At 53.7% G+C, this 14,391-nt stretch carries 16 protein-coding genes; 5 read left to right on the plus strand and 11 right to left on the minus strand.

The window, feature by feature from the left end:
- Window positions 1-180: 180 nt before the first annotated feature.
- Window positions 181-3,402, plus strand: a complete 3,222-nt coding sequence (locus ACFOMG_RS08910; RefSeq protein ID WP_376866102.1) for an ABC transporter substrate binding protein — start codon at window positions 181-183, stop codon at window positions 3,400-3,402.
- A 97-nt stretch (window positions 3,403-3,499) separates the two neighbouring features.
- Here ACFOMG_RS08910 and ACFOMG_RS08915 read toward each other — a convergent pair whose 3' ends face one another.
- Window positions 3,500-4,036: an NADPH-dependent FMN reductase gene (locus tag ACFOMG_RS08915; RefSeq protein WP_376866103.1), complete on the minus strand. Its 537-nt coding sequence runs from the start codon at window positions 4,034-4,036 to the stop codon at window positions 3,500-3,502.
- Window positions 4,037-4,174: 138 nt separating this feature from the next.
- On the opposite strand from ACFOMG_RS08915, the gene ACFOMG_RS08920 reads away from it, so the two are divergent.
- Window positions 4,175-5,137 (plus strand): LysR family transcriptional regulator, encoded by a 963-nt coding sequence (locus tag ACFOMG_RS08920; protein ID WP_376866104.1) that lies wholly within the window; start codon window positions 4,175-4,177, stop codon window positions 5,135-5,137.
- A gap of 21 nt (window positions 5,138-5,158) precedes the next feature.
- Here ACFOMG_RS08920 and ACFOMG_RS08925 read toward each other — a convergent pair whose 3' ends face one another.
- Complete coding sequence (locus tag ACFOMG_RS08925) at window positions 5,159-5,686, minus strand: MarR family winged helix-turn-helix transcriptional regulator (RefSeq protein WP_376866105.1); 528 nt, start codon at window positions 5,684-5,686, stop codon at window positions 5,159-5,161.
- A 102-nt stretch (window positions 5,687-5,788) separates the two neighbouring features.
- On the opposite strand from ACFOMG_RS08925, the gene ACFOMG_RS08930 reads away from it, so the two are divergent.
- Both ACFOMG_RS08930 and ACFOMG_RS08935 read left to right on the plus strand, forming a co-directional pair.
- Window positions 5,789-6,682, plus strand: a complete 894-nt coding sequence (locus ACFOMG_RS08930) for an EamA family transporter (RefSeq protein ID WP_376866106.1) — start codon at window positions 5,789-5,791, stop codon at window positions 6,680-6,682.
- Window positions 6,683-6,812: 130 nt separating this feature from the next.
- On the plus strand, window positions 6,813-7,739 hold the full coding sequence (locus ACFOMG_RS08935; RefSeq protein WP_376866107.1) for a lysophospholipid acyltransferase family protein: 927 nt from the start codon (window positions 6,813-6,815) through the stop codon (window positions 7,737-7,739).
- Window positions 7,740-7,752: 13 nt separating this feature from the next.
- Here the strand turns inward: ACFOMG_RS08935 and ACFOMG_RS08940 are convergent, their stop codons facing one another.
- From ACFOMG_RS08940 to aspS, 9 genes are all read right to left on the minus strand, one after another.
- Complete coding sequence (locus ACFOMG_RS08940) at window positions 7,753-8,205, minus strand: hypothetical protein (RefSeq protein ID WP_376866109.1); 453 nt, start codon at window positions 8,203-8,205, stop codon at window positions 7,753-7,755.
- Window positions 8,206-8,229: 24 nt separating this feature from the next.
- On the minus strand, window positions 8,230-8,766 hold the full coding sequence (locus tag ACFOMG_RS08945) for a hypothetical protein (RefSeq protein ID WP_376866110.1): 537 nt from the start codon (window positions 8,764-8,766) through the stop codon (window positions 8,230-8,232).
- Between the two features lie 2 nt (window positions 8,767-8,768).
- Complete coding sequence (locus ACFOMG_RS08950) at window positions 8,769-9,131, minus strand: DUF4870 domain-containing protein (protein ID WP_376866111.1); 363 nt, start codon at window positions 9,129-9,131, stop codon at window positions 8,769-8,771.
- The gene (locus ACFOMG_RS08955; RefSeq protein WP_376866113.1) at window positions 9,128-9,853 is read right to left on the minus strand and encodes a hypothetical protein; all 726 of its coding nucleotides are present in this window, start codon (window positions 9,851-9,853) and stop codon (window positions 9,128-9,130) included. Before ACFOMG_RS08955 ends, ACFOMG_RS08950 begins: the two co-directional genes overlap by 4 nt.
- Before the next feature lie 42 nt (window positions 9,854-9,895).
- Window positions 9,896-10,279 carry a hypothetical protein gene (locus tag ACFOMG_RS08960; protein WP_376866114.1) on the minus strand — a complete coding sequence of 128 codons (384 nt, stop codon included), beginning with the start codon at window positions 10,277-10,279 and terminating at the stop codon, window positions 9,896-9,898.
- A gap of 47 nt (window positions 10,280-10,326) precedes the next feature.
- On the minus strand, window positions 10,327-10,590 hold the full coding sequence (locus ACFOMG_RS08965; RefSeq protein ID WP_376866115.1) for a hypothetical protein: 264 nt from the start codon (window positions 10,588-10,590) through the stop codon (window positions 10,327-10,329).
- A 10-nt stretch (window positions 10,591-10,600) separates the two neighbouring features.
- On the minus strand, window positions 10,601-10,930 hold the full coding sequence (locus tag ACFOMG_RS08970; protein WP_376866116.1) for a hypothetical protein: 330 nt from the start codon (window positions 10,928-10,930) through the stop codon (window positions 10,601-10,603).
- A gap of 45 nt (window positions 10,931-10,975) precedes the next feature.
- On the minus strand, window positions 10,976-11,278 hold the full coding sequence (locus tag ACFOMG_RS08975) for a hypothetical protein (RefSeq protein ID WP_376866117.1): 303 nt from the start codon (window positions 11,276-11,278) through the stop codon (window positions 10,976-10,978).
- A 233-nt stretch (window positions 11,279-11,511) separates the two neighbouring features.
- A complete protein-coding gene (gene aspS / locus ACFOMG_RS08980; RefSeq protein ID WP_376866118.1) occupies window positions 11,512-13,287 on the minus strand; it encodes an aspartate--tRNA ligase in 1,776 nt (591 codons plus the stop codon).
- A 246-nt stretch (window positions 13,288-13,533) separates the two neighbouring features.
- On the opposite strand from aspS, the gene ACFOMG_RS08985 reads away from it, so the two are divergent.
- Window positions 13,534-14,367, plus strand: a complete 834-nt coding sequence (locus ACFOMG_RS08985) for an SDR family NAD(P)-dependent oxidoreductase (protein WP_376866120.1) — start codon at window positions 13,534-13,536, stop codon at window positions 14,365-14,367.
- Window positions 14,368-14,391 lie beyond the last annotated feature (24 nt).

Consider the following 14,391-nt stretch of genomic DNA (forward strand, 5'->3'; position numbering starts at 1 on the left):
CTGCCAGCGGCTGAATATTCACCTGAGCATGGCCGACAATTTGCCCGGTTTGCGGGTGACACTGACATGGCCAGGTTAAACAAGGTAAAAAACCCGCGTATCTGGCGTGGTTTAATATTTAACCACTGGCCCGGCACGTCTATACTGCCTCTGAATCACAGTTATCCAGGGAATCAGGGTTTGTTCAGATCTTTACGCATGGCTTTGCGGCCGGTTATTCGCTTGCCATTCTGGCTGTTAGCCCTGGCCTTACTGGCGCCGTTGCCGGCGATGGCCCAGAGCGAAGACCTGAGAGACAAGCGGATATTGTTGCTGTATTCCTATCACCCCGGCTTTCCGACCTCGGATAAAATCCTCGCTGGCCTGCAACAGGCATTCGGCGATTATCCGCCCCAGCTCGACATCGAATATATGGACAGCAAGCGCCATCAGGATGCTGCCAGCCTGGAGAACCTGCTGCAGCTACTGAGCCATAAACTGCGCAAACGTCAGCGCTACGATCTGATTATTACCGCCGACGACAATGCACTGGATTTTATCCGCCATCATCGCTCCCGGCTGGCGGCCAACACCCCGGTGGTGTTTCTTGGCGTCAACGACCCACGCAAAGCACAGGGCATGAACAATGTGTCCTGGGCCACCGGCGTGTTTGAATCCTTATCCTTTCCCCGCATGCTGACGCTGGCGGAACAACTGATGCCCGGACGGCGCAACGTTTACGTCATCACCGACAGCCGCAAAACCTCACAAACCGATCTGCATACCCTGCAGCAGCAGATGGCGGACTTTACCGGCCTTAACTTCCGGGTATTGTCACTCACCCAGCTGTCCTGGGACGACTTACGACTGCAACTGCAGAATCTGGGAGATCAGGATCTGGTGTTGCTGATTGGCGCCTACAGCGACCGCTTTGGCCATGAACTTTCCTTCTACGACAGTCTGAAGCTGATTCGTGAAGCCACTCCGGTGCCCATTCTGCACCCTTATGAACACGGTATCGGCCAGGGGGTGTTGGGCGGCGTAGTGGTCAGCCACACCGAACAGGGACGTCAGGCCGGGCGCATGGCCAGAAAAATTCTCGCCGGTGAAGATATCCGTCTGATCCCGGTACTGGATAAAAGTCCGAACCTGCCCATGGCAGATGAGCAGGAGCTGCAGCGACTGGGGATTGATCGTACTCTGTTACCGGCTGACACCCGCATCATCAATCAATCGATTTCGGTGTGGCACACCTACCAGGCGGAGATCATCAGTGCCAGTCTGATTTTTGCACTGCTGTTTCTGCTCGCGATGTACCTCGCCAGTCAGAATATCCGCATGCGCTTACTGGCCGATAAAGTCGAAGAAAAAACCAGTTATTTGCGCCTGCTGATGGAAACCCTGCCCGATCTGGTCTGGATTAAAAATCCGGACGGGGTTTATCTGACCTGCAACAAGCGTTTCGAACAGTTCCTCGGAACCTCTGAACAACACATTACCGGTAAAACCGACTACGACTTTGCTGATCGGGAACGGGCTGATTTATTCCGCCAGCACGACATCGCCGCCATGCAGACCCCGGGGCTAACCGTCAGTGAAGAACACATCACCTTTGCCAGCGACGGTCATAGCGAATTACTGGAAACCATTAAAACCCCGGTGTACGACCATAAAACCGGACGTTTATTAGGCGTGTTAGGGGTTGGCCGCAATATCACCCAGCGCAAGGCCAATGAAAACATATTACGACTGTCGGCCAGTGTGGTGGAAAACACCATTGAAGCTATTATGATCATCGATGCAGACGGCAAAATTGTGCAGGTCAACCGCTCGTTCTGTGACATTACCGGCTACAGCCGCGATGACGTATTAGGAAAAACACCGGATTTTTTACGCTCTGACGGTTACGACGACGACTTTTATCAGCAGGTGGATCAGGCATTGCTGGAACAGGGGCGCTGGAGCGGTGAATACATTAATCGCCATAAAGACGGCAGCCTGTGCCCGGTGTGGCAGACCATCAGCACAGTGAAAGACGATCAGGATCAGATCCGCAATTATGTGTCTGTGTTTTCCGATATCAGTCAGATTAAACAATCACAACAGGAAGTGTTTCATCTGGCCTATCACGATACCCTCACCAATCTGCCCAACCGCTTGTTATTACGCGAACGACTGGATCAGGCCATTAAACACGCTCAGCGCAACGATAAATCTTTCACATTAATGTTTGTCGACCTCGATAATTTTAAAAATATTAACGACAGCCAGGGCCACCCTGAAGGCGACCGGTTATTAAAAAATGTCGCCGACTTTTTAAAACAAACTCTGCGTGAAAAAGACACTGTCGCCCGGGTGGGCGGCGATGAGTTTGTTTTATTATTCGACGATCTGGGGGAAGCAGAAGCTGCGGCGCGACTGGCACAAAAAATCCTCGATACCCTCGACCAGCCGATAGCCCTGGCGAGCGGCAATGTGCGGGTATCTGCCAGTGTGGGGTTGTGTTTATTCCCGCAGGACGGCGACAACGCCGATGATTTATTACGTAACGCCGACGCGGCCATGTACCGGGCCAAAAGCCAGGGGCGCAATAATTATCAGTTTTATACCGAAACCATGACGCGCGATATTATTGAACGCGTGAATATCGAAAATGAACTGCGCCATGCCATTAGCAGTAATGAGCTGAGCCTGCATTACCAGCCCCAGATCGATTTAACCAGTGGTCAGGTAATTGGTGTCGAAGCCCTGCTGCGCTGGCATAACGAAAAACTGGGACGGGTGCCGCCGGATCGTTTTATTGCCATTGCCGAAGACGCCGGGCTGATGTTAACCATTGGCGAATGGGTATTAAATCAGGCCGGCAAACAGGCCCGCGACTGGTTGGATCGTGACATTCCGTTCGGCCGCATAGCGGTTAATATCGCCGGCCCACAAATTACCAAAATGAACCTGGTGGAGCAGGTCTCAGCGATGTTACACCACTGCCGTTTACCGGCAACCTGCCTGTCACTGGAAGTCACCGAAACCTTTATTATGCAGAACCGGGATTCCTCGGTGAAACAGCTGTACCTGTTGCATGAAATGGGGGTGGAACTGGCGATTGATGATTTTGGCACCGGCTATTCATCGCTCAGTTACCTGAAAAAACTGCCGATCAGCAAATTAAAGATCGATAAATCCTTTATCCGTGATATGCCTGAAGACAGCGACGACATCGCCATTTCCAACACCATTATAGCCCTCGCCAACAGCCTTGGACTGGACGTGATCGCCGAAGGTGTGGAAACCCGGGAACAGGCGCAGTTATTGTTACAGGCCGGTTGTCAGCAGGCCCAGGGATTTCTCTACAGCCGGCCATTAACTGTGTCTCAGCTGGAGCAATATTTCAGCGCCAGCCCGCAACAATCCATTGCCCGCTGACTCTGCCATACACCCCGGCCGGGTTATTGCGGCACGGCAAACCCCTTCACCGGCGGTAATACGTCCAGTGCCGGCGCCGGATGTGGCCTGGCAGACTTCAGTCTGCCAGTTTCGCCAGCTCTGCCGCCAGTTGTTGTGCCAGCTGCGGATTGCTCAGTTCACCACGTTCACCATCGAAGTTATCGTAGAATGATGGCACCGATAAGCTCCCTTTAACGTCCATGGCAAAATACGGCGCCGAACCACTGGCGCTGGCCAACACACTTTGTGCTCCTCCAGGGCCCGGTGAAGCGGCCATTAATAGTGCCGCCTTATTCTGGTAGACCTTCTGATCAATACGCGATGCCCAGTCAAACAGGTTTTTGTAGGCTGCGGTCACGTTACCGTTATGCTCAGCATAAGAAATCAGCACTACATCGGCCTCGCCGATTTTGTTAAAGAAGGCCTGAGCCGGCTCAGGAATGCCGCCCTGCTGCTCTCGGTCGATGCTGTAGATTGGCATTTCAAAATCGTTCAGATCCAGGATTTCAAACTCCGCACCGGCATTACGCTGCAGCAGTTCCGCGGCATGGGTCACCAGCGCTTTGTTGATTGAGTGACGCGAGTTGGTGGCGGCAAAGGCTAACACTTTCATAAGGTACTCCGTGATTCGGTCATTGCTTAACAAGATGATGTCAGGATAAATTAGCCACAGATAAAGATTAATATGGCAAATGGATAACCATATTTTCCATCTGACTCGGAATAGTTCCACACCGCCTCAGGAGCAGCGATGAATTACAACCCACAGTTACTGGATGGCGTACTGGTGTTTGTCGAAGTGGTCAACGCCGGCAGTTTTACCGCCGCCGCAGAACAGACCGGCCACTCCACGTCTTATATCAGTAAGGAAATCAGCAAACTGGAAGCACGGCTGGCGGTGCGGCTGCTCAATCGCACCACCCGTTCGCTGAATCTGACGCCGGAAGGCGAGTTGTATTATCAGCAGTGTCAGCAGCTGGTAGCGGATGCCCAACAGGCCTATCACCTGTTATCCGGTCAGCAACAGCAACCCAGTGGTCTGTTGCGGGTCAGTTGTCCGGCCAGTTTTGGTGTGGTGCGCATGCAGGATATTTTTGCCGACTTTCTGTTACAGCACCCCAAAGTCAGTCTCGACCTGGATCTCAGTAACCGTAAAGTGGATATGGTCGCCGAAGGCTTCGATGTGATTATCCGCGCCACGCCAAAACTGGAGGACTCCAGCCTGATTTCACGCAAGGTAATGGCAGCCCGGGCAGTCACCCTGGCCGCACCGGCTTACCTGCAACAGCACGGCACACCAGAGCAGCCGGAACACCTGGCCGCCAGCCTGCAGCAACACAGCTGCATTACCTATTCGTATCTGAAAAATCCGCGCTTATGGCAGTTTACCAACCAATACGGCAAACCGATTCAGGTAGAAGTCGACAGCCGGGTCAGCAGCAACAGCTCAGAGATGGAACTGCATCTGTGCCGCCGCGGGCTGGGCATTGTGCGGCTGCCCTCCTTTATGCTGACCGGCGAACTGGAGCGCGGCGAACTGGTGGAACTATTCCGTGATTACCGGCCACTGGCGATCGATATTTTCCTGATTTACCCGAGCCGCAAACACCTGTCGGCACGGGTACGCAGCTTTATCGATTTTGTTGCTGCCCGGTTATCCGAAACCGACGTCAGCGATAATCCGCCGGCACCAGCCGGGCAAGAAAACGGCTGACAACACATCGCCAGCGCCGGGTTATTGTCCCGGCTCCAGTAACGCCAGCAACTGTCTCAGACTGTGATCCAGCCGCTCAACAGCTTCATCATCCAGGCCTGCGAGTATACGACGCTGATTGGCGACATGAGCCTCCAGCGCCTGGTCGATCAGCTGCAAGCCGGACGCGCTGAGCGCCACCAGCTTGCTGCGCGCATCCTCTGGATTGGCCTGCCGTTCGATCAGTGCCCGCTTTTCCAGCTGGTTCATACGATGAGTCATGGTGCCAGAGGTCACCATCAGAGTGGAGAACAGCTGCGTCGGCGCCAGTGAATATGGCGCTCCGCTGCGCCGCAACGTCACCAGCACATCAAATTCCCAGGCACTCAGATCAAACTCGTTAAACACCCGGTCGAGCTGCTGCTGCAACAACGCGGCGCTACGTTTCAGCCGGCCAATGAGTCCCATCAGGCGGGTATCCAGCTGCGGCCGTTGCTGTTGCCACTGTTCCAGAATGGCATCGACGGCATCCGTTGCCGGCGGCAGATCGTGATTCGCTATTGGCTTCATTATTTTTTCCATGAGTTACCCGGCACATTTACCTTGAACTCAAGATAAATATCCATACACTGCGTTTATCTTGAATTAAAGATATTTTACTGTCGAGATTTTATGCGCACATTGTTACTGATTCTGCTGACCGCTCTGGCGCCGGTGTTATGGGGGTCCACCTATATTGTCACCTCAGAACTGTTGCCCCAGGGGTTACCCTTCACCTCCGCCGCTATCCGGGTCCTGCCCGCTGGCCTGATCCTGCTGCTGCTCAACTTTGCCTGGCCGCAACGCCGGCACTGGCCCAAACTGATGTTGCTGTCGCTGCTGAATATCGGCCTGTTTCAGGCCATGTTATTTGTCGCCGCTTATCGCTTACCCGGTGGCCTGGCTGCGGTATTAGGCGCGATCCAGCCGTTGGTGGTGATGTTACTGATCTGGCTGGTGCAGAAGCAGGCGCCGGCACAGGCCGCTGTGGTGGCGTCTGTCGCCAGCATCGCCGGCATGGCAGCCCTGTTATTGTCGCCCGATAGTCAGTGGGATCTGATCGGGGCAACAGCAGCGCTGGTGGGTGCCATCAGTGTTGGCCTGGGCGTGTTCCTTACCCGCCACTGGCAACTGGATTTACCGGTGATGAGCTTTACCGGCTGGCAGTTATTACTCGGCGGGGTGTTACTGATTCCGGTAGCCCTGACGCTGGAACCAGGCCTGCCGTCACTCAGCCAGACACAACTGCTGGCGTACGGTTATTTATCTCTGGTCGGCTCGCTGCTGGGCTACCTGTTATGGTTCCGCGGCATTCAGCAGCTGTCCCCGGTGGCGGTTTCATCGCTGGGATTATTAAGTCCGTTATCGGCGGCATTATTAGGCTGGTATTTTCTCGGCGAAGCGCTGGATGGCCAGGCATTAGCCGGTTTTATCACCGTCCTGGCCAGCGTGCTGATCGTACAGTGGGCAATGTTGCCAGCCGGCCGCCGTCAGCAGGCTAACCCCCTCACCAGCCGCCAGGCCTGAACCCGCGCTGATCACTGCAGAGCTGGAAAAACAGTCTTTTCCAGCTCTGCACCCAGCGATGTCTTATTTCTGCCAGCACTCTGGTTTATGCTGCACCGGTTGTTTTGATGCTCGTCGCTGGTAGTTTGTTATGGCTAAGGATTCGCGAATTCCTGTCACCCGCTTTATGTTACATCCCAGATACTGGGGCGCCTGGCTGGTGGTGTTTTTTATGTGGCTGATCTCCTGGTTGCCGTTGCCGCTGAAAGACAGATTAAGCCGCCTGATTGGCTACCTGTTATACAAAACCCTGCACAGCCGCACCCGAATCGGCCGTAAAAACCTGAGCGCCTGCTTTCCCGAATACTCCGCGGCAGACATTGAACGCTTACTGCAGAAAAACCTGCAACAGATGGCCATGGGACTGCTGGAAACGCCCCAGGCCTGGTGGCGCAATATGGCAGAACCGGTTAACAACGCCCGCATTATCGGTATGGAACATGTGTTGCAGCCGTTACAGAATGGCCAGGGCGTGTTATTGATGAGCGGCCATTTTACCTCGGTCGATTTCGCCTTAACCCTGTTTAAAGCGGCGTTACCGGAACAACATAAATTGTCTTATATGTACCGGCCACACGATAACCCGGTAATCGACCGTATGATTGTCAACGGCCGTAATGGCCGTAATGCCCGGGGCCATACCAAATACCAGGTGAAAGAGCTGATCCGCTGGCTACGTGGCGGTAATATCGCCTGGTATGCCTGTGATCAGAATTCCGGCAAAGCCGCGGATTTATTTGCCCCGTTTTTTGGCGTACAAACGGCTAATTTATCGGCCCCCAGCTGGATTGCCAAAGCCGGCCGGGCGGCGGTGGTGTTTATGCGCATGCACCGGCTGCCGGGTGGTGTGTATGAAATTGAATTCAGCCCGCTACCGGACTTTGGCAAGCAGCCACAGGCTGACTGCGAAGCCTGGAACAAAGCGCTGGAACAGGCGGTGCGCCAACAGCCAGACCAGTACTTCTGGATTCATAAACGCTTTAAAAAACGCCCGCCAGGCGAAGCGCCGTTTTATTAACCAGCAGACGATATCAGCCGTTACTGAGGTGCCAGCCCTCCCCCAGCCAGCTGAGCAACGCAGCAACGGCCTGGGGATGCTGTAACGTGTCAACGGCGATATTGCCATCCAGATACACCTGTTTGCTGAACCGGCTATGCCATAATTTTTCCAGTGCCACAATCAGCTGCGGAAAATCCTGCAATTGCGTCATCTGCGGCCAGTCGAAGCTGTGGTAAGCATCGCGTTCAGTGTGCAAAGCAGTACCCTGCGGCCGCCACTGATAACAAAAATCGCCGTCTTTACGCTCAAAATCCACCCGCCAGCTTTCGGCTTGCAGAATTAACGTCAGACATAATTCAAAGCCATCCACCTGCTGCGGCGCAATTGCCCAGTCGCGGGGGTCACAGCTTGAAACAGACAGGTATAAGGTCCAGGGTTTATTGGTGTTCAGCCCCAGGCTGGCTAAAAATTCAGAGTTAGTCATAAACATCCATCAGAGTATTCTTCATCATTGCCGCTGCTGGCGGCAGCGCTGTTCCAGATCGTCATCAGCACTGATTTGCAGGCCGTGGTACACACCACAAGGCCAGCTCAGTGGTTGTTCGCCCAGATACCAGTACACCGGCTCCGGTGAGCAGACTTCCAGCTGCTCAAAACGCCAGCCTCCCGGTTGCCACTGCATCACAGCCCACAGCAACCCATCCAGTTGCGGCTCACAGCCGTCAATGCGGCTCCAGTCGAGAGTTTCACCCGCCGCCGTCAACACTTCGCCGCTGAACAGATACCAGTGATCCTCCTGGTTGGCGATATCCAGCTGCAGACTGACCGGCTGCCCCAGACGTTGTTGCAGCTGTTGTGTTAACGCCTGGCGGGCCTGCGCCAGAGACGACTCATGCTCCTGTGCCTGTGCCTGTGCCTGTGCCTGTGCCTGTGCCTGTGCCTGTGCCTGTGCCTGTGACTGTGCCTGTGACTGTGCCTGTGACAACGCGGGCAGCAACAGAACACACAGCAAGGGGGCCAGCAGGCCGCTGGTTAATCTGACCATAGTTACACCTTAAAAAACCGGATACTCAGCGGGTACGGCCATAATTCCCCGTCGTTAGCCCGGATGGCTGCCATCACCGCAAAAATCACGTTTAATATCGCCAGCAGCACAAAGGCCAGCGCACCGATCAGCAGCCACCACAATATAAAACAGACAAAACCATAAATGACGGCACTGATCAGCCAGTTCAGCGTGACTTTACCGTGTTGGTCAATCTGCTCATTTTTATCTTTGTTTAATGCCCACATTAATGCCGGCAGCACCAGTCCCAGCCCGGGAATCAGAAAACTGCTCAGCTGACTGAGGTGTAACAACATGCAATAGGTATTAACCGGCATGCCCCAATATTGTGGTTCCTGATTCATTGTGATGCCCCCAATACCGGCACCTGCTCAAAAAAGCCAACGACCTGGCGCGCTACTTCGCCCAGAGCTTTTGCCAGTGCTTCCAGCTCAGCCTGTTTGTCGCGTTCATGCGCATTATATTGATCACTGGCTGGCGGGCGATCGTAATCTTCCTGGCTGGCAATCGACTGCACAATAATGCCGGAGCGGACATCCAGCAACACGGCTTCAACCTGGCAATAGGCGCGGCTTTTATTCTCGTCAAAAAAGCGAAAACGCCGGTAAGTCTGACACTGGCTGCTGTAAATCAGCAGCGTATCGGCCTGAAAACGCGCAGCAGCTTCACGCAGAATCGGCAGATTATATTCCGCCGGTATCAGCATGGCGGGTAAAAACGAGGCATCATACACCCGCGCAGAAGCGCGTAATGGCATAACCAGCGAACTGACCAGCGAGTCACTCAGCTGATTAAAATTATCGGAGTAATGGCGCCAGTAATTGTCCGGGCTGATTTTCAGAATGGCCACCCGGTTCAGTTGCGGCAGTGCAACACGATGATCCAGCATGGCGGCAATTTTCTGGTCGTTATCGCCAAACAGCGACTGGCCGACCAGAGGTTTACTGTCGCCCTGGCTGTTTTCCTGATAATACGCCGGCGGGCGGAAATCTGAGCCAACGGCGCTGCAGGCGGTTAATAAAACCAATAACGCTGAAATGAATATTCCACGGCCTGATTGATTCATGGGCATCCTGTCCTGATGATTGTTACACTATTGATCAGCAGCTTAACATGTCCAGTAAATCCTGGCCTGTGCATCGATCACACCCGGACCATCGGAACAGCCACCGACCTCACTGGCCTGCTTATCCTGCTCGTCATGTACCAGAATCCACTGCTGCGACGGCTGATGCCAGTACAACTCAGCATCATCCACCAGCCCGAGCGGAAACACGCCGGCGTAATCACGGTTATAGACCCGGATGCGCGGGAAACGGATTTCAACCTGCAGCTGAAAACTGTCCATCAGTGGTTGCTCGGCATAGCGGTGCTGAAAAATATAATCACCGTCGGCCAACGGGAAATCCGCAGCCCGGGCGCACGGCAATGTCATCCACAACAGCAGTGCAAGCGTCTGCAATCGCCACTGCCAGCCAGATACCCTCATCATAACCTCCTGTTTTGCTGCGTTACTGTTTTGCTGATTAACCCGGCCGTTCAGTGCCGACCGGCCAGACGATTATGGTACAGATCTTCCAGCGGAAAAATCATCCGGTAGTCGTGCCAGTTCAGATTGCCATCACACAATTCAAACGCCAGGAACAGCCCGGGCTGGCGATAACAATGAATATCCGGATGATCACAGGCAAAAATAAAAGGCGCAAAATCGACCACACTGATATGGCCATCGCTGAAATGAATTTCAAGAATATGACCATGGAGATGTCTGGCCTGAACGACACTGGGAAAAGATGACATCATCTGGCTCCGCTCAGGCGCTGAAATAGCTTTTGATCCAGCCGTAAACAGTGTCTGCATTCACCTCGGCGCTGGGTAATTGCAAATAGTCATCAGCCGGGTCCTGATCCAGAAAACAATACTGATACTGAATCACACCAGGCTGCTGATCGTGTAACACCACCAGAATCCGCTTTTTACTGGTTAAACAGTCGATGCTGATCACGTCAGCCGGAATGCCCATTTTACGCATGCCCTGCATCACGCCAATCACCGGATTAATATCGGCAAAATCCTGCTGAATACGGCCATGGGCAGCACTGGCAATATCGGAGAACGTTAACAAGGCCTGGTTGGCGTTCATAATAATCTTCCACAACTGTAAATTATGGCAACTGTAACACGCGCATCAGCCAGACAGCGAAAGTGGCGGGATATTAACGCAGCCGGAAAAGAAACCGGCCGCGATTAAACAGCTGGTTATCAAACCGCCCGGGGAAATCGCCAGCGCCGCTAACGTCCGGTCGCTGGCAATATCCGCGCGAATGGTATCGGTGTAACGCTGTAATGCAGCGCTGTTGGCGCATTGCGCATCCCCCCAACAATCCGGGGTTTGCAGCAACCAGTTATCACTGCGATCACCGTAACCCACGATGCGGTTATTGTAACTCACCGGCCACAACGCCTGTTGCGAGGCAGGAAACGCCGTCATTAAACGCGACTGGACAAAATCGATATGTGGAGTATCGGTATGCCCGGGTACAGAGATCAATATAATCAAAAAGCTAACAAGGATTTTTATTTTTATTTGAAGTAATACAAGGAGATGATGGTAGTGTTTCAAAGCAGTGATCATTTCCATAATGAAGCCTTTTATCCCTAAGTCAGATACAAAAACGGGAGCCGAAGCTCCCGTTTTTTTAAGCACTTAAAACCAACTAAATCTTAAGATTCAGCTTTAGGTTTCTCACGCAGTTTGATATGCAGTTCACGCAGCTGTGCGTTGCCAACCTGCCCAGGCGCTTCGGTCATCACACACGCCGCCGACTGAGTTTTCGGGAAGGCAATCACTTCACGGATCGACTGAGCACCGGTCAGCAGCATCACTAAGCGGTCCAAACCAAATGCCAGGCCACCGTGTACCGGAGCACCGTACTTCAGTGCGTCCAGCAGGAAGCCGAACTTCTCTTGCTGTTCTTCTTCGCTGATGCCCAGTACGTCGAATACGGTTTCCTGCATCGATTGTTCGTGGATACGGATCGAACCACCACCCAGCTCACAGCCGTTCAGAACCATATCGTAAGCACGAGACAGTGCCGTGGTAGGCTCTGCTTTCAGCTCTTCCGGAGAGCAGCTTGGTGCGGTGAACGGGTGGTGAATCGCAGTGATGCCACCGTCTTTGGTTTCTTCGAACATCGGGAAGTCGACAACCCACAGAGGTGCCCAGTCACAGGTGTACAGGTTCAGGTCTTCGCCCAGCTTGCAACGCAGTGCGCCCAGCGCTTCGTTAACGATCACTTCTTTGTCGGCACCGAAGAAGATGATGTCGCCGTTTTGTGCGCCCAGCTTGTTCATGATGTCCATGGTGTTTTCTTCACCGATGAACTTGATGATTGGCGACTGCAGGCCGTTAACGCCGTTTTCAATCTCGTTGACCTTAATCCAGGCCAGACCTTTGGCGCCGTAGATGCCAACGAACTTGGTGTATTCGTCGATCTGCTTACGCGAGATCTCAGCACCACCCGGTACACGCAGCGCCGCTACGCGACCTTTCGGATCTTTCGCCGGACCGGCGAAGACTTTGAATTCGATATCCTGCAGGAATTCAGCCACGTCCACCAGTTGCAGCGGGATACGCAGGTCTGGTTTATCAGAACCGTACTTTTCCATCGCTTCGGCGTATGGCATACGCGGGAATTCGCCCAGCTGCACGTTTAATTCTTTTTCGAAGATTTCAGTGATCATGCCCTGGGTCAGAGACATGATTTGCTCTTCATCGATGAACGAGGCTTCGATATCGATCTGGGTGAATTCCGGCTGACGGTCTGCACGCAGGTCTTCGTCACGGAAACACTTGGCGATCTGGTAGTAACGGTCGAAGCCGGACACCATCAGCAGCTGCTTGAACAGCTGTGGTGACTGCGGCAGTGCGAAGAAAGAACCTTCGTGAGTACGGCTTGGCACCAGGTAGTCACGTGCACCTTCCGGCGTCGCACGGGTCAGGATCGGCGTTTCGATATCCAGGAAACCGTTGTCTTCCAGGTAACGACGCACATGAGAGGTCACTTTAGAGCGGAAGCGCAGCTTCTCCTGCATTTCAGGACGACGCATATCCATGTAGCGGTACTTCAGACGGATGTCTTCGCCCACATCGGTGTAACCATCCAGCGGGAACGGCGGCGTTGCAGCCTTGTTCACCACATTAATTTCTTTACCCAGCACTTCGATCTTACCGGTACGCATATTGTCGTTGATGGTGCCTTCCGGACGACCACGCACACGACCGGTGATCTGTACAACAAACTCAGAACGCACACTATCGGCGGTATTAAAGGCTTCGACGGTATCCGGGTCGAAAACGACCTGTACCAGACCTTCGCGATCGCGAACGTCTAAAAAGATGACGCCACCGTGGTCACGGCGACGATGTACCCAGCCACAGAAGGTGACGGTTTGGTCAATCAAAGTTTCGTTGATATCACCACAATAGTGCGTGCGCATTATTTGTTCCCGCGTTAATACGTCGTTGAAATTAGTTTTGAAATATAAAAAGGCGGGCAGTATACAGAATTTTTGCAGGGCCGCCGATACCCCGGCGGCAATTTCCCGCCTTCATGCCACAGAACAATCCCAATCGCGACACAAATGCACCTGTGACGCTTCCTGTTGCCCGGGTAATCTGGCCAGCCTGTCACAGCGAAAGCCGCTGTCATACAACAATAACAAGCGTCATGCGGAGTCCTTTTTATGCAGTCATTTTCCAATAAAGTTGTCGTGATCACCGGAGCGGCCTCCGGTATTGGCCGGGCACTGGCCCGGCAACTCAGCCACGACGGCGCCCATCTGGCGCTGTCGGATGTCAATATGGCCGGTCTGGAAGAAACCCGGGATATGCTTCAGGGGCCAGGCAAGGTAACGCTGCACACGTTAAATGTTGCGGATCGTGCCGCCTGGCAAGCCTACGCCGACACAGTAATCAGCGATCATGGTCAGGTGGATGCCATCATCAACAACGCCGGCGTGGCGCTGTCGGAAACCGTGGAGCAGATGAGTTACGACGATATGGAGTGGATCGTTAACATCAACTTCTGGGGCGTGGTGTATGGCACCAAAACCTTCCTGCCACTGCTGAAGCAACGGCCGGAGGCAGCGATCATTAATGTATCGAGTATTTTTGGCATCATCGCACTGCCGACACAGGCGGCCTACAATGCCACCAAATTTGCCGTACGGGGTTTCACCGAATCGTTACGCCAGGAACTGGCGGATACCCATATTATGGTGACCACGGTTCATCCGGGCGGCATTAAAACCAATATTGTCCGCAATGGCCGGATGAAAACCTCATTGGCCGCCAGCCAGGGGGCTGCCGAAAAAAGCCTCGACCAGCAGGCCCGGGACTTCGAAAAAATGGCCCGCACCACCCCGGACCAGGCCGCCAGCACTATTATCAACGGCACCTTAAAAGGCAAACGCCGCATCCTGATTGGCGCCGACGCCCGGGCCATGGACCGCACTCAGCGGCTGTTCCCGATCCGTTACTCTGAAATATTCGGCTGGCTGCTGAGCAAGATCGCCTGAAGCGCAGCAAATTTCAGCCACGTT

Origin of the sequence: Bacterioplanoides pacificum, from assembly GCF_042648445.1 — a bacterium.
Lineage (GTDB): Bacteria > Pseudomonadota > Gammaproteobacteria > Pseudomonadales > Oceanobacteraceae > Bacterioplanoides > Bacterioplanoides pacificum.